Here is a 24594-nt window from a genome sequence, read left to right on the forward strand (position 1 = left end):
GGGCCGGCCGAGCGCCGCCGCGGCGGAAAAGGGGCAGGCCGGAGCGCCGGGTAGGGTGAGGAGGCCCACCCCTGAACGGAAGGTTCCACGCCCGTGTCCGTGACCCGCCTCCCGGCCGCCGAGAGCCCCGCTCCGTCGCTCGAAGACTCGCGCGAGAGCGCGGAGGAGACGGCCGGGTGGATCCAGGAGAACTGGACGTCGTGGCTCGGCGTGGGCCTGCGCATCCTGCTCGTCCTCGTCATCGCGTACGTGCTGCGCCGCGTGGTGCAGCGCATGATCACCAAGCTGATAGCGCGGATGACGCGCACCGCCGACGCCGTGGACGGCACCGCCCTCGGCGGGCTGCTCGTCAACCACGAAAGACGCCGGCAGCGCTCCCAGGCGCTCGGCTCGATCCTGCGCAGCAGCGCCTCTTTTGTGATCCTCGGCACAGCCTTCCTGACCATCCTCTCCGCGCTGGAGATCGACCTGGCGCCGCTGCTCGCCAGCGCCGGCGTCGCGGGCGTCGCGCTCGGCTTCGGCGCCCGCAACCTGGTGACGGACTTCCTCTCCGGGGTCTTCATGCTCATCGAGGACCAGTACGGGGTCGGGGACACCATCGACGTCGGCGAGGTCACCGGCGAGGTGATCGAGGTCGGACTGCGGGTGACCAAGCTGCGCGGCGACAACGGGGCGATCTGGTACATGCGCAACGGCGAGGTCAAGCGGATCGGCAACCTCAGCCAGGGCTGGGCGACGGCCGTGGTCGACGTGCCCGTGCCGGCCGTCGAGGACCTGGACCGGGTGCGCGCCGCGATCGTCGCGGCCGGCGAGGAGCTGGGTGCCACCGAGCCGTGGAGCGAGCAGCTGTGGGGCGAGGCCGAGGTGCTGGGCCTGACCGCCGTCGCGCAGGGCACGGCGACGCTCCAGGTGCAGGTCAAAACGATGCCGGGGAAGTCCTTCGGAGTGGAGCGCGAGCTGCGCTGGCGGATCCGGGAGGCGCTGCTGGCGGCCGGGATCGTGATGTCGGACATACCGCCGGGCGCGCTGGTGCCGCCGCGGACGGCGGAGGTCGCGGTGCCGCGGCAGGCGGCCTCGGACGGCGGCGGCGGGGAGTAGCCGGGCCCGGGCGTACCCGCCTTTGGCACACCTCTTGACGTGCTTCGTCCGCGGGATTAACGTCGCCGGACTCCAATAGGAAAGTTTCCTAACTACTTCCGCGGCCGGATCGGTGAGAGGTGACGTCCATGGCCGGTGGCCCGGGGACGCTGCGCGCGATGAACGACCGCGCCGCGCTGGACCTGCTGCTGGCGCACGGCACGCTCTCGCGCACCAGGCTCGGCAAGCTCACCGGCCTGTCCAAGCCGACCGCCTCGCAACTGCTCGCCCGGCTGGAGGCGGCCGGCCTGGTGATCGCGACCGGCACCAGCGAGGGCAGCCCGGGCCCCGGCGCCCAGTTGTACGCCCTCAACCCCGCCGTGGCGCACGTCGTCGGGCTCGACGTCACCGCCGCCCGGATCCGCGCGGCCGTCGCCGACGTCACCGGCCGCACGGTCGGCTCGTACGAACTGGCCACCGCCAAACGCACCGGCGGCGGCTCCGGCACCGGCTCCGCGGCGGAGGGGACCGTGCGCCGCGTCGTCCGCGCCGTCGACGGCGCCGCCAAGGACGCCGGGCTCACCCGCGCCGGGCTGCACCGCGCCGTCATCGGCACCCCCGGCGCCTTCGACCCCGGCACCGGCCGCCTGCGCTACGCCTCCCACCTGCCCGGCTGGCACTCCCCGACGCTGCTGGAGGAGCTGGCCGCCGCCCTGCCCATGCCGCTGGCGTACGACAACGACGTGAACCTCGCCGCCGTCGCCGAGCAGCGCCGCGGCGCCGCCCGCGGCCACGACGACTTCGTCCTGCTGTGGAACGAGGAGCGCCTCGGCGCCGCCGTCGTCCTCGGCGGCCGGCTGCACCGCGGCACCACCGGCGGCGCCGGCGAGGTCGGCTTCCTGCCGGTGCCCGGCGCCACCCTCGTACGCCGGGTCACCCGCGCCGACAGCGGCGGCTTCCAGGAGCTGGCCGGCGCCCAGGCGCTCGCCCCGCTCGCCCGCGAGCTGGGCCTCGTCCCCGGGCGCGGGCACCACGCCGAGGTCGCCGCCGAACTCGTCGCCCGCGCCGCCGCCGACCCCGAAGTACCCCGCCACGCCGAACTCCTGGACCGCTTCGCGCAGCGCCTGGCCGTCGGCCTCGCCTCCGTCGTCGCCGTCCTCGACCCGCAGCTGATCGTGCTCTCCGGCGCCGTGCTCGCCGCCGGCGGCGAGCGGCTGCGCACGCTCGTCCAGTCCGAACTCGAAGAGCTGGCCGCGCCCCGGCCGCGCCTGGTCACCGGCGCGGTCGGGGAACACCCCGTCCTCACCGGCGCGCTGGAGAGCGCGCTGGCCACCACCCGCGACGAGGTCTTCGACACCACCGCCCGCTGAAGCCCGGCCGCCCCCGCCGGAGAGCCACGGCCCCTGCTCCGCGGCGAGCCGACCGCCCTGGCGACGGCGCTGCCCGCGCACCCAGCGGCTCGCGCCGCTGCGCGGGGACCCCGCGCTCACGAACTGCCGTGGGGGGAGCCGAGGCGAGCCCGCGGAGATGTGGTGGAGTTACTCTCCTCCATGGCCGGAACTCTCCTTGTGCGGCAGACGGTTCGGACGCGTAATAAGTGCCACGCCACAGCGGTTCCATCTCTGGGGGAGGCATGGGAACGCCCGCAACGCCGCCACCGAGACCGCCAGTTCCACCGAAACCGCCTCGCGCGTACGCGGCCGCGGGCTCGCCCGAGCCGGCCCTCCCGCCGAGCGGTGAGCTGGTCATCAGTGATCGACTGCTCTGGGTGAACAGGGCGGCCTACCCGCTGGAGAACATCACTCGCGTCTACACGTTCGTCCTCACCCCGCGCCGCGGAGCGGCGTTCGTGCGGTTCCTCAAGCGCGGCGCGACCATGGTGGTCGTGATCCTCGTTCTGATGATCCTTTCGGGCGGGTCGGGCGGGTCGAGCGACTACTACGATGACGACGACTTCGACTCCTCCTCGTGGTCCGACGTGCTTGGGTTTCTGCTCGTCCTCGCCGTGCTCGTCCTGATCTACTTCTTCGTCGAGATGGTGGGCGTGGTCTTCGCGTCGAGTCACTACACGCTGGCCATCGAGACGAACGGTCAGTCCACGGCATTGGTGTCGGGAGATCCCCGTCATCTCGACGAGCTCGTGGTCAAGATCGCCATGACGATCGACAAACCGAACGCCGTACTCAGGGCCACGGTCGAGTCCCTGTCGATCACCAATTACGGCAACTACCAGTTCGGCGACTCCGTGAACATCTACGGGGGCTCGGGCCACACGGGGGTACTGAAATGACGGGCAAGGGAATCGAGTCACAGGGCCTCCACGTGGGCGACAACGTCACCATCGTGGGCGGCCAGAACCACCACGGCATCGTCCATCACAACTACGCCCCACAGCGCACCCTGGAGGAGCAGTTGACGGAGGTCGTCCGGCTGGCGCAGGTGCTGCGCGGCGACGTATCCGACGCGGCAGACCGCGCCGCCCTGGACGGCGCCCTACCGGCCCTCGCAGCCGACGCCGCAACGGAGCCCGCGACCCGTCGCCGGTCATTGATGGCACTCGCGGCCATCGCCGCGACGATCGGGACGGTCGGCGAGCCTCTCCTGAACTCCGTCAAGGCTGCGCTCGAACTCCTGGGCAGCTAGGCCCTGTCCGGGCGATCAAGAAGGCAGTTGATGTGCTGCGGATGCCGGGTTGGCTATCTCGGTTGCTGTGGATCTGCGGCGCTGTAACGATCCGTGCATGATTACTCCTGGCCCGATGGTTCCCGATGGTGGCGGTTACCGTCACTCGTACGAGATCACCCCTCCTGCACGCGTGGTCCACGTCTCCGGGCAGATTCCGGTGGCTCCGGACGGCACTCTCCCAAAGGGATTCGCCGCACAGTGCCGTCAGGCATGGGCCAACCTGGCGGCAGCCCTGGCTCATCACGGGATGGGGCTGTCTGACCTGGTCAAGGTGACCACCTTCCTGTCGGACAGGGCGTACCGGGAGGAGAACTCCGCCATCCGGCGTGAGGTCCTCGGAGACCACGCTCCGGCTTTGACGGTCATCATCACGGGCATCTACCACGAGGCGTGGCTGCTGGAGATCGAGGCCGTCGCCGCGCGGTGCCCTGGCCGGTCATGAGCGGAGCTAGACGATGACGGTCGCGACGTGACGGTGGTCTCGCCAGCGGCCACAACGCCCATTACTCACCGGCAAACGGCACAACCATCGCCGACGGGCCAGACACCTGGTTCGCGCAGGCCGTGCTCGACCAGGGCGGGCGCGTTACGGTGGTCATCCCGGCGGCGGCCTACCGCGCCCGTGCGGGACGGTTGAGGCGGGCGCCGCAGCCGAGATCGAAGGTGGGGGTCTCGTGGCTGCCACAGAAGAAATCCCCCTATCCTGGGCGTTGACGACACGCAGCACAGGGACGGGGTGCCATGGCCGACTCTAGCCTCCCCGGTGACCGACTTCGAGAACTCCGCCGGGCCCGAGGGCTCACCCAGGAGGCTCTCGCCGACCGTGCCGAGCTGAGCTTGGCCGTGGTCAAGAAGATCGAACGCGGCGGAGACGCCCGACTGTCCACCTACCACGCGATCGCGCGCGCCCTGAGGGTGACGACATCGACCCTCTTCGAGCCCGCCGGCCCCCACCAGCGCCGCCGCGGCGACGAGGACAACATCGACCTCATGCCGCTGCGGCAGGCCCTCGCACCGCCAGCGACGTTCACCGGCCGCATGGAGCCACCGGCGGGCGGGGAGCCGGACCTTGAAGACCTGCGCGCGGCCGAACACCGCCTCGCACTGGCCTACCACGGCGACGACTACGACGAGGTCGCCGGGCTGCTGCCCGCCATGGTCCGCGCCGCGCACGCCGCGGTCCGCCATTTCGACAACGGTCCCGAGCACACCGCCGCGCTGCGGTTGCGCGCGAACGTGCTCCAGATGGCCGGCCGCTACCTCACCCAGGTCCGCGCGTACGACCTGGCCCACCTGGCGTTGCGTGACGCGGTCGACGACGCTCGTGCCGCCGGTACCCGCGACGTGGCCGCGGGGGCCGTGTACGCGCAGGGCTGGCTGCTGATGCGGCAGGGCCGTTTCGACGAGGCCGAACAGGTCAGCGTCAGCACCGCCGAGGAGATCGAACCGCGGCTCTCGCGCGCGACACCGGCCAGGCTCGGTGCCTGGGGCAAACTGCTGGTGCATTCCAGCGCCGCCGCGTCGCGCAACAACCGGCCCCGCGAGGCCCGCGACATGCTGCGGATGGCCCGTACGGCCAGCGCCGCGCTCGGCGGCACGACCGCGGTGGAGATGTCGAGCTGGGGGCGCTTCGACTGGCGGACCGTGGCCTACCAGGGCATCGAGAACCAACTCGTCGGCGGGCACCCGCGCCGCGTGCTGAGCTTGTCGGAGCGGATGCCGACGCCGCGGGACCGGTCGTTCGAGCGTCGGCATCTCCTCGACGTCGCCCAGGCGCACGCCACGCTCAAGCAACCGGGCGAGGCGACGGCCATCCTCGGCACGCTGCTGACCGACACCCCCGAGTGGCTTCGGCACCAGCGCATGGCGGCCGAGACGTTCCGTGACGTGCTCAAGACCGGCGGGCGTCGGTTGACCCGACAGCAGCGGGACTTGGCGGAGTTCTTCGGCGTTGCGTAGGGGTGACGGAACGTAGCCCCTGGGCCCTGCCGAACCCTATGAAGGCTACGTTCCGTACCTGTTCCTCACATTCAGCTCTTCTACGGTCGGTGACGATCCGATCACCGACCACAGGGGAGCCTCATGGACACCCCCGCCATGCCCACGCTGGCGTTCATCTACGACCGGCACGCCACGCTGACGACCGCCGCTCTCGATGAGCGCATAGAGCGGTGCCGCCGGTACGCCGACGAGCGGAACTGGGTGGTCGCTGGCGAGTGGGTGGACCGCGGGGACCCCGCGCTCACGAACTGGCCGCGACCGCAGTGGGACGCGCTCACCTACGCCATGCGGCAGGCCGCCACGCGCCCGGTGTGCCTGGTCGACTCGTGGGACCGCATCAGCCGGGACCGGGAGGGCCGCGCGGTCCTGCGCCGGGCCGTCCACAAGGTCGGCGGGTACTGCGCCACCGCGGCCGGGGAGGACGACCGCGAACTGGGCCACGGCAGCGTCACCGTCACCGCGCCGCTGTCGCTGCGGGGGCGTGCGTGAGCGCCGACGAGCAGCCCGAGATCCGCCGCGGCTGCCCCCGGTGGACCGGCGACCGCGCCGGCCCGCGCTCGCGGGCCTGAGCGAGGCGCCGGACTGGCGCGGCTACCCGCCCGGACGGATGCTCGCCGGCCAGGTGCACGTAACTGGGCAGAAGTCGGCCAGTGGTGGCTAGTTTGTCCCAGTTTGCGGGGAAGGTCGAGGAAGGTCGGGGCGGGTTCGACCAGTTACGTGCACCCGGTCAGTCGCGTACGGCCCGGACCTCGACCGCGTACAGCGAATAGCCGAACTTCGTCGCCCGCTCCACGCCCTGCACCCGCACGTATCGCACCTCGCGCTCGTCCATCCGCACCGACTCGCGCCCGCCTCCGCCGTCGTCCACCGCCGCCGCCGTGCGCCAGCGGCGGCCGTCGGCGGAGACCTGCACGCGGTAGCGCTTGGCGTACGCGCTCTCCCAGGCGAGTGCCACCTCGCCGACCCGCGCCGGCTCCGCCAGCCGCACCTGCACCCACGCGCCGTCCTCGACCGGCGACGACCACCGCGTCTCCGGGTCGCCGTCCGCCACTGCCGCCGCCGGGAAGTCCGGCGTCTCGTCCGCCGACGACGACGCGCGGCCGGCGCGCGCCAGGTCGGGGCCGCCCACCGGCGGGTGGGCGTGCACGGTGACCGTGCGGACCTGGGTGGAGTCGCCGTCCTCCAGGCGCACCGGGATCTCGTACGTGCCGGCCCGCACGTCGTCCGTCGCGCGGATCTCGATCGGGGCCCGGGCGGTCGTGCCGCGGGGTATCCGCACCTCGCCGGGGAACTCGGCCGTCAGCCCCTCCGGCGCCTTCGCGGTCACCGTGCCGCCCGCGTCGCCCGGCCGCCGCGCGGACAGCTCCGCGTCCACGATGACCGGTTCGCCGCCGATGGTTAGGTCGGCCTCCTCGCGGGAGAGCGAGAGCCGGGCAGCGGGCTCGTCGGCGGACCACGGCACCACCTCGTGCACGACCGGCGCCGTGGTGTCGGCGGCCCATACGAGCCGTACCGCGTCGGCCTCGGCGCGCTTCGCGGCCAGCTCCGTCCAGCCGCCGCCGTCGAGTTCGCCGAGTGGGCGCCACGTGGTCCGGCCCCCGTCCCGTACCCGGATCTGCACCTCGGCCCGGGTGCCGGTGCCGGGCTGGGTCAGTACCGTCACCGCCTGCAGCGGCCGGCGCCGGTCGAACTCCACCACCAGCGCCTCGCGGGTGCCGGGTGACGGCGGGCGCGCGGCCTCGTACGACGTCGCCGGCCTGCCGTCGGCCGCCGCCGGCACCGACGAGCCGGGCAGCGGCTCCGCGCCGCCGGCGGCGGATGCCCCACCGCCCGGGCCGCCGCGCTTGGCGGCGTCGCCCGCGCCCAGCCAGGAGTCCGAGTCGGTCAGCGCCCGGCTGAGGAAGGAGTCGAGCACGCCCGCGCCCACCACCCCGCTGCCAGGGCCGGGGCGCCCCGCCTCGCCGGCGAGGCGCTGCAGCTCCAGCCGCGCCTGCCACGCCTCGCCGTGGCGCCCGTCGGCCTGCGCGGTGACCATGTCCACCGCCCGCTCGCCGGCCTGCCCGTACCGCGCCAGCTGCGCCAGCCACGGCCGCACCTCGGCGCCGAACGTGCCGTCCGCCAGCGGCGCCAGCTCCTCCGGCGCCCGGCGCATCACGGTGAACGCGTCCCGCAGCCGCCGCGCGGCCTGCTGTGCGTCCTCCGCGCCCCGCCGCCCGCCCGACGCGCGTTCCCGCTCCCGCCAGAAGTCCGCGATCAGCGGCCGCAGGTACGCCGACTCCGTGGCGCCCAGCTCCGACGACGCGGAGTTCCCGGCCAGCGCCGCGAGCGCGGCGCCCGCGCGCTGCGGGTCGGGGGCGTCCGCGGCGAGGTCGCGGACGGCGGCGCGCCAGGCGGTGGCCGGATCGTACGCGCGCGGGTTCCAGGCGTAGTCGGCGACCGTGAAGAGCGGGATGCGCGAGGCGGCGGGCTGCTCCATGGCGCCGGCCAGCAGGCCCGCGGAGCCGGCGGCGACCGCCGGGTCGCGGCCGTCGTACGGGCCGAGGAAGATGCGGTCCCGGGCGTAGTCGTTGACGGGGTAGTTGTCCTGCGTGACCAGCGGGTGGCCGCCGAACGCGGCCTGGGCGGCGCGCAGTTGGCCGCCGCTGATCTCCCTGGGTACGGCGCCGACGCCGGACCACGCGACCTCCACCCGCTCGTCCAGCTCGCCGGCGAGCGCGGTGCGGTAGTCGGTGGCGCCGTCCTGGTAGTACTCGGTCGGCAGCAGCGACAGCGGGGGCGCGCCCGGGTGCCGGCGGGACAGGTGCGCGGCGAGCGCGTTGGCGGTCTCGGCCTGCGCGCGGGCGGCGGCCTCCGGCCCCGAGCCGTACTCGTCGGCGTCCTCGTCGCAGGCCCACTCGCTGTAGCTGACGTCCTGGAACTGCAGCTGGAACGCCCGTACGCCCAGCGCCCACATGGCGTCCGCCTTGGCCAGCAGGTCCTTGCGGTCGCGGCCGGAGGAGAAGCAGAAGTTCTGGCCGGGCGCCACCGCCCAGGCGAGCGTGACGTGGTTGGCGCGGGCCCGCTCGGCCAGCTCGCGGAAGCGGGCGCGCTGCTCGGCCGGGTATGCCTCGCGCCAGCCGGCCTGGCGGTACGGGTCGTCGCCGGGGGAGTAGAGGTAGCGGTTGAGCTTCGTACGGCCCATGAAGTCGAGCTGCGCCAGGCGCTGTTCGTGCGTCCAGGGGCGGCCGTAGTGGTTCTCGGCGATGCCGCGGACGGCGGTGCCGGGCCAGTCGCGTACGGACAGGGCGGGCAGCGTGCCCTCCGTACGGGCGGCGCGGGCCGCCTCGCGCAGCGTCTGCACGCCGTGGAAGAGGCCCTCGGCGTCGGTGCCGGCCAGGGCGACGACGTCGCGCCCGTCGTGCTGCCCGGCGGCCAGCCGGTAGCCGCCGGCGGGCAGGTCGGCCTGCTCGCCGGCGCCCAGCGCGCGCAGCGCGGCGTCGGCGGGGGAGCGCCGGGGCGGCGGACCCGCGACGCCCGCGGGGCCGGACGGCGACTCCTCGGCGTAGACCACCAGACCGGTGGCGGGCAGCGCGGCGCCGGGGCGTACCTGCGTGAACTCCCGTACGCCGACGGCGCGCAGCACCTCGCGCAGCTCGGCGAGCGCCCGCGCGTCCGCGCCCTCGGGGGTGACGAGCACCGCCTGCCCGCCCGCATGCACCTCGCCGTCGCGGGCGCGCAGCTGCTGCGGGCGCGGCCACACCGCGTCGTTGAGCGCCGCCTCCGCGGCCGGGGTCTCGGCCGACCCGGCCGACCCCGCCGACCCGCCGCCGCCGTCCGGCTGCCGCGGCTGGGCGGCGGCGTCCGACGCCCGGCCGCCGAGCAGCCCGCCGATCACGGCGGCGGACAGCGCCGTCGCCGTGGCCACCCGCCGCCTGGCAGCTCCGCCCAACTCCGCCCGCCCTCCGTCCGCTTCCGGTGCCGTACGCCGCGTCCCGGCCGGCTCTCCGACCGTAACGCCAACGCTTTCGGCAGCCCAACGCCACGGCGTTTCACCGCTGTTACGAATTCCGCTTCCGCCCCGCGGCGCGTTCGCGTGTGGGGCGCAGCGGAGAGCCCACCATCGCGGCACCGCCGCTGTCAACGCGCCGGGCGGCCCCGATCCGTCCAGCGAGCGGACCGGGGGCGTCCGCGGCGTCACGGCGCGGAATCGGCGACGCGCTCCTCGATGCCGACGTAGTGCTGCCGCACGGCCTCCCTGGCCTGCTCGGGGTCGCCGCTGAGCACCGCGTCGAGGATGCGGGCGTGCAGCTGGTGGATCACCTCCGGGTCGCGGTGCGGGGCGGTGGGCGCGGCCCGGTGGTACGCCACCCAGAACAGGTCGAAGAGCTGCAGCAGCATCGAGTTGCCGAGGTCGGCGAAGAGCAGGCGGTGGAACTCCCGGTCCAGCTCGGCGATCTCCTCCTGCCGGTCCGCCGCCGCGCGCATCCCGGCGAGCACCTCGCGCAGCGACGTGACGCTCTGCGGCGTCAGCGCCCGCATCGCGTCGGCGACCATGCCGGACTCCAGAGCCTTGCGCAGCGCGACCAGCTCGCCGAGGGCGCGGGGCCCCTGCATCAGCCCGTACGGGAGGTTGTCGAGCAGCGGGGTGAAGGAGAAGTCCCGGATGAACACGCCGCTGCCGCGGCGGGTTTCGAGCACGCCCGTGGACTCCAGGGCCTTCACCGCCTCCCGGACGGAGTTGCGGCTGACGCCGAAGAGGCGGGCCAGCTCGGCCTCCGGCTTGAGCGGGTCGCCGGGCCGCAGCCCGCGCTTGATGATGTAGTGCCTGATCTCGTCCTGCACCGTCTTGTGCAGCGGGGGCACGGTCTCCACCCGCTTGAACGCTGGTTGCACCGACGACTCCCGCCTTCTTCGCTCATCCACTCTCGAATCCCCGTCCTACCACGGCTCTTGACAGCGGCGCACCGTCAACCTACGTTCCCGAACTTGTAGGATATCTTGCAGACTCCGAACGTTCCCATAGGGGGAGCCGGTGGCCACAGACACGGGGTCGGCCCTGAGTATCAGGGACCTGACCGTTGAGTTCGACACCGCGGCCGGCGTGGTGCGCGCGGCGGACGGCGTCAGTTACGACGTCGCCGCCGGCGAGACCCTCGGCGTCGTCGGCGAGACCGGCTCCGGCAAGAGCGTCACGGCCCTGGCCGCACTGGGGCTGCTGTCCGCCGGGAACGTGCGGCGGGTGACCGGGCAGGCGCTGCTTGGCGGCACGGACCTGCTGGCGCTGCCGGCGGACGAACTGCGCACGGTGCTCGGCCGCGACGTGGCGATGATCTTCCAGGACCCCGGCTCGGCGCTGAATCCGGTGCAGCGCGTGGGCGACCAGATCGCGGAGGCGCTGCGGGTGCACGACCGGACGCTGACGGCGCCCGCCGCGCGGGCCCGGACGGTGGAGCTGCTCGACGAGGTCGGCGTGCCGAACCCCGAGGGGCGGTACGACGCGTACCCGCACCAGTTCTCCGGCGGGATGTGCCAGCGCGCGGTCATCGCGATGGCGATGGCCAACCGGCCGCGGGTGCTGATCGCGGACGAGCCGACGACGGCGCTGGACGTCAGCGTCCAGGCGCAGATCCTGGACGTGCTGCGGCGGGCGGCGCGGGAGACGGGCGCGGCGACCGTGCTGATCACCCACGACCTGGGGGTGGTGGCGGAGACCGCGGACCGGCTGTGCGTGATGTACGGCGGGCGGGTGGTCGAGTCGGGCGCGGTGCACGACGTCTTCGCCCGGCCCCGGCACCCGTACACCGCGGCCCTGCTGGCGTCGCTGCCGCGCCTCGACGCGCGCGCCGAGCGCCTCACGCCCATCCCGGGCCAGCCCCCGGACCTGATCGACCCGCCCCCGGGCTGCCTGTTCGCCCCGCGCTGCGCGGTGGGCCACGACCGCGCGCGGTGCGCGCAGGAGCGGCCGGAGCCGGTGGCGATCGGCGACGGCCTGAGCGCGTGCCACTACCCGGCCGAGGCCGGCCCGCCCCCAAGGGCGGCGGGACCCGATCGGGATGTCGCAGCGCGCGACGCGCGCGACGCGGGCGCGGCCTCCGGCGGGGCCGGGGCGCGGGGTACGGCTTCGCCGCGGCACGGTGAGCCGGAGAAGTCCGGGGTGCGGCCGGGCGATGGCGAGGGGCCGCACGCGGGTGCCGCGGGTGCCGCGGGCGATGCGGGCGATGCGGGTGTGGTCGGCCCCGGGCCCGCCCCGCCCGCGGCTGCGCCGCGTGGTGCGGCGGCGGAGTCCGCCGTCACGGGCACGGATGCGGGGGCGTTCGCGTTGCCTGCGGCGCCGGGTGCGCCCGGCGGTACCGTGGGCGGGTCGGGGGAGGCGGCTTCGTCGGAGCCTGGTGCGTCGTCGCCGGACGGCGGCCCTGCGCTCGCCGCCCCGCCGCGCGGCGCGGCGGCGAAGTCCGGTGCCCCGCCGGACGGCGGCACCACTTCGGGCGTGGACGTACCGGGGTCGCCCGCCGCGTCCGAACCGGTCGTCGCCGCGCCGCGTGGCGCACCGCCGGACGGCGGGCTCGCGCTTGACGTACGGGACGCGCGCAAGCTCTTCCCCATCCGCACCGGCGTCTTCTCCCGCACCTCCGGGTACGTGCACGCCGTCGACGGGGTGTCGCTGCGGATACCCGCCGGGCGGACGCTCGGGCTCGTGGGGGAGTCCGGGTGCGGGAAGTCGACGCTGGCGCGGATGCTGCTGCGGCTCGTCCCGCCCACCGGCGGGGAACTGGCCGTCGCCGGGCACGACCTCGTCCGCGCGAACCGCGCCGAGCTGCGGCGCATCCGGCAGCGGGTGCAGATGGTCTACCAGGACCCCTTCGCCTCGCTGAACCCCCGCCTCAGCGTCGGCGACAACGTCGCCGAACCCCTGCGCCTCGCCGGCGGCTTCAGCCGCCCGCAGCGGCGCCACCGCGTGCTCGACCTCTTCGATCGCGTGGGCCTCCGCCCCGAGCACGCCGACCGCTACCCCGCCGAGTTCTCCGGCGGCCAGCGCCAGCGCGTCGCCATCGCCCGCGCCCTCGCGCTGCGCCCGCGGCTGCTGCTCCTCGACGAACCGGTCTCCGCGCTCGACGTCTCCGTCCAGGCGCAGGTCCTCAACCTCCTCGCCGACCTGCAGCACGAGTCCGGCATGGCGTACCTCTTCGTCAGCCACGACCTGTCCGTCGTCCGGCAGGTCGCCGACGAGGTCGCCGTCATGTACCTCGGCCGGATCGTGGAGACCGGCCCCGTCGAGCGCATCTACGCCCGGCCCCGCCACCCGTACACCCGCGCGCTCCTCGATTCCGTGCCCGCCCCCGACCCCGCCGGCCGCGAGTCCCGCCGCCGGGCGCCGCTCGGCGGCGACGTCCCGAGCCCGGCCGATCCCCCGTCGGGCTGCCGCTTCCGCACCCGCTGCCCGCTGGCCGAGGAGCGCTGCGCCGCCGAGGAGCCGGCGCTGCGCGCCGTCGACGGCGGCCTGACCGCCTGCCACTTCGCCGAGACCCTCCGCGGTCCCGACGCCTCCCGCGGCCCCGCCGCCTCCCCCACGGCCGACACCCCCCGCGCCGACACCCCCCGCGCCACCGGTTCCGTACCCCGCGAGGTCCACACATGACCGCCGCCGCCCCGCACAGGACTCCCGCCGCCTGCCGTGCCGCCGAGCGCCTTCGCGGCACCGGCCCCGCGTCCTCTGTCTCCGATGTCCGCCGCGCGATCGACCCCCTACGGGCGGGTGGTGCGTTCATGAACCCTGCCGCCTGCCGTGCCGCCGAGCGCCTCCGCGGCACCGGCCCCGCGTCCCCTGTCTCCGATGTCCGCCGCGCGATCGACCCCCACGGGCGCGAGGTGCGTTCATGACCGCCGCCGCCCCGCCCAAGACCCCCGCCGCCCCGCCCGGGAGGGCGCCCCGCTTCGCCGCCGCCCGCCGCTTCGCCCGCTCCCGCTCCGCGCTCGTCGGCGCCGCGGGGCTGCTGCTGCTCGTACTCCTCGCCCTCCTCGCCCCCTGGGTCGCCCCCTTCGACCCCAACGAACAGGGCGCCGACAACCTCCTCGGCCCCTCCGCCACCCACCTCCTCGGCACCGACGAACTCGGCCGCGACGTCGCCTCCCGCGTCATCCACGGCACCCGCGCCTCGCTGCTCGTCGGCTTCGGCGCCGCCGCCCTCGGCGCGCTCGTCGGCGTGCCGCTCGGCCTCGTCGCCGGCTACGTCGGCCGCTGGGCCGACGCCGTCGCCATGCGGCTGACCGACCTGCTGCTCGCCGTGCCCGGCATCCTGCTCGCGCTCGTGATCATCGCCGTCCTCGGCCCCGGCCGGCTGAACCTCATCCTCGCCATCGGCATCGGCGCCGTACCGGAGTTCGCCCGGCTCACCCGCGCCGCCACGCTCTCCATCCGGGAGCGCGACTTCGTCGTCGCCTCCCGCGGCATGGGCGCGCCGGCCGCCGACACCATGGTCCGCACGGTGCTCCCGAACGTCCTCGGGCCCATCCTCGTCCAGCTCGTCGTCACCGCCTCGCTCGCGGTCGTCGTCGAGTCCGGCCTCAGCCTCCTCGGCCTCGGCACCCCGCCGCCCGCGCCCTCGTGGGGCGGGATGCTCCAGGAGGCGCGTTCGTACCTGCACCAGAGCCCCTGGTACGGCGTCTTCCCCGGGCTCTGCCTCGCGTTCACGGTCTTCTGCCTCGACCGGGTGGGGCGCGGGCTGCAACGGGCGTTCGGCACCGCCGTGACCGGCGGGGCGCGAGAGGGGACGATCTAGATGTACGCGTACGTCATCCGGCGGCTGCTGCAGTTCGCCCTCGTGCTCTTCCTCGGCTCCCTCGCCGTCTGGGCGTTCGTCTTCGCGCTGCCCGGCGACCCCGCGACGGTGCTCACCGGCCCCGACGCCGCCCCCGCCGAACTGGCCGCCACCCGCGAGCGGCTCGGCCTGGACGACTCGGTGGTGCAGCAGTACGTCACCTGGCTCGGCAACGCCGTCACCGGCGACCTCGGCGACTCGTACTTCTCCGCCGAATCCGTCCGCTCGACCCTCCTCGACACCGTCCCCGCCACCGGGCAGCTCGCCGCCTTCGCCATGGCGCTCACCCTGCTCATCGGCATCCCCGTCGGCACCGTCGTCGCGCTGCGCCCCCGCTCGTGGGCCGGCCGTGCCGCCGACGCGTACCTCACCGCCGGGCTCGCGATCCCCGCCTTCTGGCTCGGCCTGCTGCTCATCATCGTCTTCGCCGTGCAGCTCGGCGCGCTCCCCGCGGCCAGCGACTACGTGCCGCTGTTCAGCGACCCGGTCGGCGCGGTACGCGCCACGATCCTGCCCGCGCTGGCCGTCGCCGTGCACGCCTCCAGCGTGCTCGCCCGCTTCCTGGCCGCCTCGCTGCGCGAGGTGATGGGCCGGGACTACATCCGCACCGCGCGCGCCAAGGGCGTGCCGGAGCGGTACGTCGTACGCCGGCACGCGCTGCGCAACGCCGCGCTGCCGACCGTCACCATCGTCGGCATCCAGCTCGGCGGCTTCCTCGGCGGGACCGTCGTCATCGAGGCGGTCTTCAACTACCCGGGCCTCGGCCGGCTCCTCTACACCTCGATCGGCGAGCGCGACTACGCCGTCGTGCAGGGCGGCGTGCTCTTCGTCGTCGCCGCCTTCCTCTGTCTCAACCTGCTGGTCGACGTCCTCTACGCCTACCTCGACCCGCGGATCCGGCTCGCCTGAGCCGCCGCCTCACCGACTCCTCCGGAACCCGCTCCACCGACACCCGCGCACGCACTACATCAAAGGAGTCCTGCCATGGCACGACCCGCGCCACGGCTCAGCCGGCGCTCCCTGCTCAAGGCCGCCGGTCTGACGGGAGCCGGCACGCTGGCCGGGGTACCGCTGCTGACCGCCTGCGGCGAGGGCAGCCAGTCCGGCGGTGCGTCCGGCCGGCTGACCCTCGGCACCACGCAGATCATGCAGTTCGACCCGTACCAGACGAACACCGCCCTGCACATCCACACCTTCTACGCCTATCTCCTCGACTACACCGACGACTACACCCCCAAGCCCGCAGCGGCCTCGAAGTGGGAGTTCGCCGACGACAAGAAGTCCGTGACCGTGACCCTGCGGGAGAGCGAGTTCCAGTCCGGCAAGGCGGTCACCGCCGCCGACGTCGTCGCCGGCGTCGAGCGCGCCAAGGACCCCGAGGCGGGGTTCACGCTGGCCGCGACGACCGCGTTCATCGACAGCGCCACCGCCGAGGACGAGCGCACCGTGCGGCTGGACTTCGCCGAGACCGTGCCCGACGAGCTGGTCCTGGACTGGATGTTCGCCTTCCCGCTGGTGCCGGCGAAGCAGAACGAGGTCGCCGTGCTGGAGAAGGAGCCGGCCGGCTCCGGCCCGTTCCTGCTGGAGGACTTCCGGCGGGACCGGCTGCTGCGGCTGAAGAAGAACCCGGACTACTGGGACCGCGGCCAGCCGCGGCTGGACGAGGTCGAGTTCCGCTTCTTCCGCGACGAGGAGTCCCTCGTCAGCGCGCTGGAGTCGGGCGACCTCGACGGCGCGGTGTACCTGTCGCTGCGCAACGCCGACCGGCTGCGCGACCGCTACAAGCTGGTCCAGGGCGCCGGCCGGATGGACCTGTTCTTCATGAACGGCGCCAAGCCGCCGTTCGACGACAAGAAGGTGCGCCAGGCCCTCGCCCGCGCCGTCGACCGCGAACGGATCATCGACCAGGTCCGCTTCGGCCTCGGCAAGCCCGTCTACACCGCGTTCATGCCGGAGTCCCCGGCGTTCGACTCCGCCTACCTCGACTCCCACGGCTTCGACCTCGACGCCGCGAAGAAGCTGCTGGACGCCGCCGGCGGGCCGCGCAAGGCGACCGCCGCGTTCGGCCCCGAGCCGGGCGCCAAGGACATCGTGCAGGCGATCCAGGCGGACTTGGAGAAGATCGGCTTCGAGTTGACGCTGCAGCCGATGGAGGAGACGGCGTTCCTCGACGCGCTGTTCGCCGGCGAGCTGGAGTGCTGCATCGCCGCGCAGCCGAACAACCTGCAGAGCCCGTCGCTGATCTCCCGCGGGCGGCAGATGCTGCCCACCGAGGACAACGTGATGATGGGCGCCAACGTCCCCGCCCGCTACGCCGCCGCCGTCGAGGCCAGCCGCACCGCGCTCACGCCCGACGCGCAGGCTACGGCGTACGCGGAGCTGAACGAGGTGCTCGTCGACGAGGCGTGGGCCGTGGGCATCGCCACCCGGCCCTCGCTCGCCGCGCTGGACCGGAACATCAGCGGCTACGCCGTCGACAAGCGCGACTTCCTCGACCTCACCAGTACCCGCACCGGCTAGCGGCGGAGGGGTGCGGCGGAGACCGCCGTCCGCCGCACCCGCCGTCCGTCCGTCCGCCCGCCCGTCCGCCCGTCCGTCCACCGCCGCCCGTCCGCCCGGGGCCGGCGGCGCCGCCGCGCGCCCGTACCCGTACACCCGACTCCGATCCTCCGAGAAAGGACCCGTATGAAAGCGCTTGACTACGCCGCCGCCAGCCCTGTGATGAGCCTGCTCACCGCCGTGTTCACCCCCTTCCGCCCCGACGGCGGACTCGACCTGGAGACCGTCGGCAAGCAGGCGGACGCGGTGGCGGCCTGGGACTGCCCGGCGGTGTACGTCGGCGGCACCGCCGGCGAGGGGGCGTCACTCACCACCACCGAGCGGATGGCGCTGCTGGAGCGGTGGTGCGCGGTGGCGGAGGGGCGGATGGACGTCATCGCGCACGTCGGCCACACCAGCCTCGCCACGGCGCAGGCCCTCGCCGCCCACGCCGAGGCGAGCGGCGCCCGCGCGATCTCCGCCGTCCCGCCGTACTTCCACCGGCCCCGGGACGCCGCGGCGCTCGCCGACTTCCTCGCCCCGCTGGCCGCCGCGGCCCCCCGACTGCCGTTCATCTACTACCACATACCGTCCGTTACCGGGGTGCAGGTGCCGGCCAGCGAGTTCCTCACCGAGGCCGCCAGGCGCATCCCCACCTTCGCCGGGATCAAGTACGCGGACAACGACCTGACCGACTTCCAGCGATGTCTGGAACGGGCCGGGGACACGTACGAGATGTACTTCGGCAGCGCCCGGCTGCTGCTCGCCGCCGCCGGGGTCGGGGCGCGCGCCGCGATCGGCTCCGCGTACAACTTCGCCGCCCCCGTCTACCTGCGGCTCGTCCACCACCTGGAACGCGGCGAGACCGACCGGGCGCGCGCCTGCCAGCTCCTCGCCCAGGCCGCCATCGACGCCGCCTCCCGCCCCGCCGGCGAGCTGCCCGGCTTCAAGGCGGCCACGCGGCTCGCGGGCGTGGACTGCGGCCCGTGCCGGGAGCCGCTGGGCACCCTCGACGACGCCCAGCTCGACGCCCTGCGCGCCGACTTCGAACGCATCGGCTTCCCGGACGGGCCGCCCGCGTGACCGTACCGCCCCCCGGGCCGCACACCGCGCCGCACCCCGGGCCGCCCGGCCGTCCCGCCGCCGCCCGCCCCAACGTGCTGGTCATCCAGGCCGACCAGTACCGCTGGGACTGCCTCGGCGCCGCCGGCCACCCCGACGTCCGCACCCCCGCCCTCGACCGGCTCGCCGCCGACGGAGTCCGGCACACCGAGGCGTACTGCCCGTACCCCGTCTGCACCCCCTCCCGCTACGCCCTCCTCAGCGGCCTCTACGCCCACCAGCACGGCGCCTGGACGAACCACAGCACCCTCGACCCCGCCCTCGACACCTTCCCCCGCGCCCTGCGCCGCGCCGGCTACCGCACCGCCGCCGTCGGCAAGATGCACTTCACCCCGACCTACCTCGACGTCGGCTACGACCACCTGCAGCTCGCCGAGCAGCACGGCCCCGGCCGCTACGACGACGACTACCACCGCGAGCTGCGCGCCGCCGGCCGCGCCGACGTCGTCGACCTGCTCGACCAGGAACTCACGCTCCGCCCCCAGGCGCCGCCGGGCTACCGGGACACGTACGGCACCGGCCGCTCCGACCTGCCCGAGGAGTGGCACTCCACCACCTGGATCGGCGACCGTGCCCTGCGCGAGATCGAGGCGTGGGACGACGGCGGCGGTCATCTTCTGCACGTCTCGTTCGTCAAACCCCACCACCCCTTCGATCCGCCCGCACCCTGGGACACGCTCCACGACCCGGCCGCGCTCACGCTCCCGCCGGGCTGGACCCCCGAGATCCCCGACGCCGATCTGCCGCACGCCCGCGCGTACTTCGACTACGGGCCGCTGACCGAACCCGTGCTGCGTACCGTCCTCGCGCACTACTACGGCTCCATCGCCCAGCTCGACCACCACGTCGGCCGGCTCCTGGACGCGCTGCGCCGGCGCGGGCTCTACGACGACACCCTCGTGCTGTTCACCTCCGACCACGGCGAGTACCTGGGCTTCCACCACCTGCTGCTCAAGGACGGTCCGATGTACGACCCGCTGGTGCGGGTGCCGCTGCTGGTCAAGTACCCGGCCGGGGCCCGCGGTGGCGGCCGGCGCGGGGAGGTGAGCGCCGGGGAGGCGAGCGCCGGGGAGGTGTGCGATGCCCCGGCCTCGCTGGTCGATGTCGCCCCCACGGTGCTCGCCGCCTGCGGCGTCGCCGCGCCCGGCGATCTGCCGGGGCGCGACCTCGCCGGGCCGGGCGCCGGACACCGCTACGTCTTCGCCGAGGACCGGCGGCGCGGCCGGGTGCTCATGGCCCGCTCCCGTACGCACAAGCTGCTGCTGGCCGCCGATCCGGCCGAGGACGCGCTGTACGAGCTGGAGTCCGACCCTTACGAGCTGACCGACCGGCTCGCGGACCCGGCCTGCGCGGACGCCGCCGCCGAGCTGCGCGAGGCGCTGTGGCGCTGGGCGGTGTTCGACACTCCGGTGCCGGCGCGCCTCGACGAGAACGCCCCCCGCGTCGCGGGCGCCCCCGGCCCCGGTGCGGTGGCCGGCGGCGATCCGCGCGCCGCGGCGCGCGCGCACGACGCGGCGGCCGTGCGCCGCGCCCTCGACGCCGGCGGCCCCGCCTGGGCCGCCCCCGTCTCCACCTCTCCCGCCTCCTCCTCCGGTGACACCCACCCGTGAAGGGAGCACCATGTCCGTACCAGTCAGCAGATCCAGTCGTCAGTCCGCCCGCCGCAGGGGCCCGTTGAGAGCCGTCGGCCTCGCCGCCTGCGGCCTCCTGCTGGCCGGCGCCGTCCCGGCCGCCGCCGCGGGCGACTCCCGGCCCGGACCCACGTCGCGCATCACGTACTCCACCGTCTTCGAACGCGGCGAGGACGGCTACCACACCTTCCGCATCCCCGCCGTCGTCGAGGCCGCCGACGGCACGCTCCTCGCGTTCGCCGAGGGCCGGGTGGACAGCGCGGGCGACGACGGGAACATCGACCTCGTCCTCAAGCGGTCTCCGGACGGCGGTCGTACGTGGGGCGAGCTGGACGTCGTCGCCGACGACGGCGGCAACAAGTTCGGCAACCCCGTGCCGGTCGTGGACCGCGCCACCGGCCGCGTCCTGCTCAACACCACCCGCACCGGCGGCGGCGTCTCCGGCGAGGACGTCATCTGCGGCCAGGCGACCGCCGAGGAGACCCGGCGCTCGTTCATGCAGCACAGCGACGACAACGGCGCCACCTGGTCCGCACCGCAGGAGATCACCGCCGACGTCAAGCGGCCCGAGTGGCGGCACTTCGTCGGCGGCCCCGGCCACGGTACCCAGCTCACCCGCGGCGCGCACGCCGGCCGGCTCGTCATCCCCGGCAACCACTCCCGCGCCCCGGAGCCCGGCGGCGCCTGCCCCGACAACCGCCTCTTCGGCGGCCACGCCCTCTACAGCGACGACGGCGGCGCCACCTGGCACCTCGGCGGCGTCGACGAGGTCACCGACGGCACCGTCATCCCCAACGAGACCACCGCCACCGAGCTGTCCGACGGCACCGTCTACTTCAACACCCGCGACCAGCACGGCAGCAGCCCCGGCACCCGCGCCGCCACCCTCAGCGGCGACGGCGGCGCCACCTTCGACGCCCCGTACCGCGAGGTGCCCGACCTCCTCGCGCCCGTCGTCCAGGGCGCCGTGCTCACGCTCCCGGCCGCCTCCGACCCGGCCGAGCGGCTGGTGTTCTCCGCGCCCCGGCACGCCACCGCGCGCGAGAACCTCACCCTGCGCACCAGCCGCGACGACGGCGCCACCTGGCGGGACGGCCCGCAGCTGAACGACGGCCCGGCCGGCTACTCCGACCTCGTACCGGCCGCCGGCGGTGTCGGCGTGCTCTACGAGAACGGCGACCGCACGCCGGCCGGCGACGGCCTGCAGCCGTACCACCAGCGGATCACGTACGCGCACGTGCCCGCCGGGACGCTGGACACCCCGCCGCCGCCGCCCGCGACCACGCCCGACGCCTCCGGCCACCGCCACGACGCCGTCGTCAGCGGCACCCCGGAGCGCGTCCGCGGCACCTCCGGCCGCGGTCTTGGGCTGGCCGGCGACTACGTCGAGGCGCCGCTGACCGGCGAACTCGCCTTCGGCGAGGGGCCGTTCACCGCCGCCGCCTGGTTCCGCAGCACCGAGCGGGCGCAGCAGCAGGCCGTGCTCTGGGCGCACTCCGAGGAGGCGGCGGACGCCAAGTGGTGGATCCGGCTGGAGCCGGACCAGAACCGCATCCGGGGCCACGTGAACACCGGCTCCCAGAACACCTTCGTCTCCGCCCCCGGCGACTTCGCCGACGGCGAGTGGCACCACGTCGCACTCACCCGCGACGACACGGGTGTCACGCTCTACGTGGACGGCAAGTCCGCCGCCGCCTCCGGCCCGGTCGCGGGCTCGGTCTCCGCGGGCGCCCGCACCGGCATCCGGGCCGGCGCGCGCGTCAACGGCATCAACAACCCGCTCGTCGGCGCCGTGGACGAGGTGTGGCTGTTCGACCGCGCCCTCGACGCCGCGCAGACCGGGCAGCTCGCGGCGGACAACCGCGCGCCGCGGGGGGCGGCCGTGCTGCACCTGCCGCTGGAGCAGATCCGGCGTTAGCCCTCCGGGGCCGGCCGCCGCCCTCCCGGCTCGCGGCGGAAAAAGCGAGCCGGGAGGGCGCACGCGCCCACAGCTCTTGCGTTCCACAGGGCCCGTTACAGTGAATTCGCCCGTTGCGGGTACTGTGACGTAAGGCACGAACGCGTGTCGCCACGACTGCCGGGCCCGTGATCGGGTAGCGGCGGACGTGACCAGCCGTCGATCGAGGAGGACCCGCGGTGGCCGCTCCCGCCCCGTACGAAGTCAGCCACGACCACCACCACAAACCCGTCGAGGGCGCCGACCCCGACTACGGCCTGGCCGGCTCCTGCTCCTGCGCCGAGCTGCCGCTGACCAGCGAACCTCCGCTCGCCGCGGGCACCCCGCTGACCAGCGAGCCGCCGCTCGCCGCCGACGACAACCTGATCAGCGAGCCGCTGCCGCCCGTTCACTTCGCGTGACGGCCTGCTGACGGCGCGCTGACGGCCTGCTGACGGCGCGCGTCTGCCGCAGTACGATCACCCCTGCCGGCTCACCCCGGCGGGGCCCGTCCGGGGCCCGCGACCGGGGACGTGGGTGACGCCGGAGCCGATGACGTCACATACCACCTGGGGGTGGCATGTCTCTGGCGCGATTAGCTGCGCTGCACGGAGTCGCGACCTCGTACGAACGCTCTCCCGGCCGCTCCGTCCCGGTCCCCGAGGACACCGTCACCGCCGTCCTCGCCGCGCTCGGCGTGGACGCCTCCGGACCCGCCGCCGTCGCCGCGGCGATCGAGGCGTACGAAGCGGCCGAGCGGGACCGGCTCCTGCCCGCGACCCTGGTGCCGCCCGCCGGCACCCTCCTCGACCCCGGCCCGCTGCCGGCCGGCACCGAGACCCTCCTCGTCGGCGAGGGCGGTGAAGAACTCGACCCCCGCGACCCGCTGCCGCTGGGCCACCACATCCTCACCGCCGCCGCGCCCGACGGGCGCACCGGCACCGCCGCGGTCGTCGCCGCCCCCGCCCGGGTGCCGCAGCCGCGCCGCCGCGGCGCCGGGCTCGCGCTGCGGCTGCCCACGCTGCTGTCCCGCCGCTCCTGGGGCATGGGCGACCTCGGCGACCTCGCCGAGCTGGCCGCCTGGTCCGCACGCACCCACGGCATGGACTTCGTCCAGCCCGGCCCGCTGCACGCCGCCGTCCCCGGCCGCGGCGACCGGCCCGCCGACCCGTCCCCGTACCGCCCCTCCTCCCGGCGCTTCGCCGACCCCGTGCACCTGCGGATCGAGGACATACCGGAGTACCGCTACCTCGACCCCGCCGACCGCGCCGAGGCCGACGCCCTGGCCGGCCGGGCCGCCGCGCTGCGCGAGACGGTGCGCGCCAAGGGCGGGCTCGTCGACCACGACGAGGTGTGGCGGCTGAAGCGGGCCGCGCTGGAGCTGCTGCTCCGCGTCGAGCTGACGCCCGGCCGGCGCGTCGCGTACCACCACTTCCTCGCCGAGCAGGGCCAGCCGCTCGACGACTACGCCGCCTGGTGCGCGCTGGCCGAGATCCACGGCCCCGACTGGCGTACGTGGCCCGGCGGCCTCGCCGACCCGCGCTCCACCGCCACCACCCGGGCCCGGCACGACCTGCTCGACCGCATCGACTTCCACTGCCGGCTGGCCTGGCTCACCGACAACCAGCTCTGGCGGGCCCAGCGGATCGCCCGGGACGCCGGCATGGCCGTCGGCGTCGTGCACGACCTGGTGCCCGGCGTCCACCCCTCGGGCGCCGACGCCTGGGCGGAGCAGTCCGTCCTCGCCGCCGGCTGCACGGCCGGCACCCCGCCGGACGCCCTCGACGCGCGCGGCGGTGACCTGGGCGTGCCGCCGTGGCGGCCCGACCGGCTGGCGGCCACCGGGTACGGCCCGTACCGCTCGGTGCTGCGCGCCGCGCTGCGGCGGGCGGGGGCGCTGCGGGTCGGGGACGTCGGCGGGCTGTTCCGGCAGTGGTGGGTGCCGTCGGGACGGCCGCCGGCGGAGGGCACGTACGTGTCGTACGACGCGGCGGCGATGCTCGGCGTCCTGGCGCTGGAGGCGCACCGGGCGGGCACGCCGGTGATCGGCGCGGACCCGGGCGGCGCGGACCCGGGCGGCGGCGACCCGGCGGACCGCGGCGTACGGGACGCGCTGGCGGCCCGCGGCGTGCTGGGCACGTCCGTGCTGTGGACCGAGCGCGAACCGGAGCCGGAGGCCACCGCCGCCGTGCCCCGGCCGCTGCCGCCGGAGCGCTGGCGGGCCGGCACCCTGGCCACCGTCACCACCCACGACCTGCCGCCCACCGCCGCCCGGCTCAGCGGCGCCCACCTCGCCGTCCGCCACGAGCTGGGCCTCGTCGACGCCCCGCTGCACGCCGCCCGCGCCGCGGACGCCGTCGAGGTCGGCGCGTACCTCGACCTGCTCGACCGGCTCCGGCTGCTGCCCGACGGCCGCACCGACGAGGCGTCCGTCATCACCGGCCTGTACCGGTTCCTCGCCCGCACCCCGGCGCGGCTCGTCGGCGTCTGGCTGCCGGACGCGGCCGGCGACCGCCGCGCGCAGCACGTGCCGGGCACGGGCGCGGAGTACCCCAACTGGCGGCTGCCGATCGCCGATCCGGACGACCGCACGGTGCTGCTGGAGGAGCTGGCCGACTCGCCGCGGACGCACCGGCTGCTGACGGAGGTGATGCGCGAGCTACGCGGCGAGCCGGGGACCGGAAGCGGCGCGGAGCCGCGCACCTGAGCACGGCGGGGGAGCGGGCACCGTAGGCGCGTGCGCCCTTCGCGTGTGCGCTCCTCGTGCGTGCATCTCCTTAGGAGACCCCGGGCGCGCGGGTGGCGGCGG

18 protein-coding genes are annotated in these 24594 nt (G+C 75.0%); 16 read left to right on the top strand and 2 right to left on the bottom strand.

Annotated elements, in window-relative coordinates:
- The first annotated feature begins 93 nt into the window (after window positions 1-93).
- From T328_RS17050 to T328_RS17080, 7 genes are all read left to right on the top strand, one after another.
- Complete coding sequence (locus T328_RS17050) at window positions 94-1098, top strand: mechanosensitive ion channel family protein (RefSeq protein WP_496496915.1); 1005 nt, start codon at window positions 94-96, stop codon at window positions 1096-1098.
- A 128-nt stretch (window positions 1099-1226) separates the two neighbouring features.
- Window positions 1227-2447: an ROK family transcriptional regulator gene (locus tag T328_RS17055; RefSeq protein WP_496496916.1), complete on the top strand. Its 1221-nt coding sequence runs from the start codon at window positions 1227-1229 to the stop codon at window positions 2445-2447.
- A gap of 263 nt (window positions 2448-2710) precedes the next feature.
- Window positions 2711-3367 (top strand): DUF6232 family protein, encoded by a 657-nt coding sequence (locus tag T328_RS17060; RefSeq protein ID WP_496496917.1) that lies wholly within the window; start codon window positions 2711-2713, stop codon window positions 3365-3367.
- The gene (locus T328_RS17065; RefSeq protein ID WP_496496918.1) at window positions 3364-3720 is read left to right on the top strand and encodes a hypothetical protein; all 357 of its coding nucleotides are present in this window, start codon (window positions 3364-3366) and stop codon (window positions 3718-3720) included. Before T328_RS17060 ends, T328_RS17065 begins: the two co-directional genes overlap by 4 nt.
- A gap of 115 nt (window positions 3721-3835) precedes the next feature.
- On the top strand, window positions 3836-4204 hold the full coding sequence (locus T328_RS17070) for a RidA family protein (protein ID WP_496497071.1): 369 nt from the start codon (window positions 3836-3838) through the stop codon (window positions 4202-4204).
- A gap of 299 nt (window positions 4205-4503) precedes the next feature.
- Entirely contained in the window at window positions 4504-5721 is a 1218-nt protein-coding gene (locus T328_RS17075; RefSeq protein WP_496496919.1) for a helix-turn-helix domain-containing protein, read from the top strand.
- A 123-nt stretch (window positions 5722-5844) separates the two neighbouring features.
- Window positions 5845-6252, top strand: a complete 408-nt coding sequence (locus T328_RS17080) for a recombinase family protein (protein WP_496496920.1) — start codon at window positions 5845-5847, stop codon at window positions 6250-6252.
- A gap of 238 nt (window positions 6253-6490) precedes the next feature.
- Here the strand turns inward: T328_RS17080 and T328_RS17085 are convergent, their stop codons facing one another.
- Both T328_RS17085 and T328_RS17090 read right to left on the bottom strand, forming a co-directional pair.
- Window positions 6491-9667 carry a glycoside hydrolase family 84 protein gene (locus tag T328_RS17085; protein WP_496496921.1) on the bottom strand — a complete coding sequence of 1059 codons (3177 nt, stop codon included), beginning with the start codon at window positions 9665-9667 and terminating at the stop codon, window positions 6491-6493.
- Between the two features lie 269 nt (window positions 9668-9936).
- Window positions 9937-10635 (bottom strand): FadR/GntR family transcriptional regulator, encoded by a 699-nt coding sequence (locus T328_RS17090; protein WP_496496922.1) that lies wholly within the window; start codon window positions 10633-10635, stop codon window positions 9937-9939.
- Window positions 10636-10774: 139 nt separating this feature from the next.
- Here T328_RS17090 and T328_RS17095 point away from each other — a divergent pair, with 139 nt between their 5' ends.
- The 9 genes from T328_RS17095 (at window position 10775) to T328_RS17135 (ending at window position 24492) form a co-directional block, all read left to right on the top strand.
- Window positions 10775-13378 (top strand): dipeptide ABC transporter ATP-binding protein, encoded by a 2604-nt coding sequence (locus T328_RS17095; RefSeq protein WP_496496923.1) that lies wholly within the window; start codon window positions 10775-10777, stop codon window positions 13376-13378.
- 238 nt (window positions 13379-13616) lie between these two features.
- Window positions 13617-14519, top strand: a complete 903-nt coding sequence (locus tag T328_RS17100) for an ABC transporter permease (RefSeq protein WP_496496924.1) — start codon at window positions 13617-13619, stop codon at window positions 14517-14519.
- Window positions 14520-15467: an ABC transporter permease gene (locus T328_RS17105; protein WP_496496925.1), complete on the top strand. Its 948-nt coding sequence runs from the start codon at window positions 14520-14522 to the stop codon at window positions 15465-15467.
- Between the two features lie 75 nt (window positions 15468-15542).
- Complete coding sequence (locus tag T328_RS17110) at window positions 15543-17078, top strand: ABC transporter substrate-binding protein (protein ID WP_496496926.1); 1536 nt, start codon at window positions 15543-15545, stop codon at window positions 17076-17078.
- Window positions 17079-17243: 165 nt separating this feature from the next.
- Window positions 17244-18179 (top strand): dihydrodipicolinate synthase family protein, encoded by a 936-nt coding sequence (locus tag T328_RS17115; protein WP_496496927.1) that lies wholly within the window; start codon window positions 17244-17246, stop codon window positions 18177-18179.
- Window positions 18176-19828, top strand: a complete 1653-nt coding sequence (locus tag T328_RS17120) for a sulfatase family protein (RefSeq protein WP_496496928.1) — start codon at window positions 18176-18178, stop codon at window positions 19826-19828. Before T328_RS17115 ends, T328_RS17120 begins: the two co-directional genes overlap by 4 nt.
- A 10-nt stretch (window positions 19829-19838) precedes the next feature.
- Window positions 19839-21767: an exo-alpha-sialidase gene (locus T328_RS17125; protein ID WP_496496929.1), complete on the top strand. Its 1929-nt coding sequence runs from the start codon at window positions 19839-19841 to the stop codon at window positions 21765-21767.
- A 218-nt stretch (window positions 21768-21985) separates the two neighbouring features.
- Complete coding sequence (locus tag T328_RS17130; RefSeq protein WP_496496930.1) at window positions 21986-22207, top strand: hypothetical protein; 222 nt, start codon at window positions 21986-21988, stop codon at window positions 22205-22207.
- 158 nt (window positions 22208-22365) lie between these two features.
- Window positions 22366-24492: a 4-alpha-glucanotransferase gene (locus T328_RS17135; RefSeq protein WP_496496931.1), complete on the top strand. Its 2127-nt coding sequence runs from the start codon at window positions 22366-22368 to the stop codon at window positions 24490-24492.
- Window positions 24493-24594 lie beyond the last annotated feature (102 nt).

The sequence above is a fragment of the Streptomyces sp. CNX435 genome (assembly GCF_059570575.1).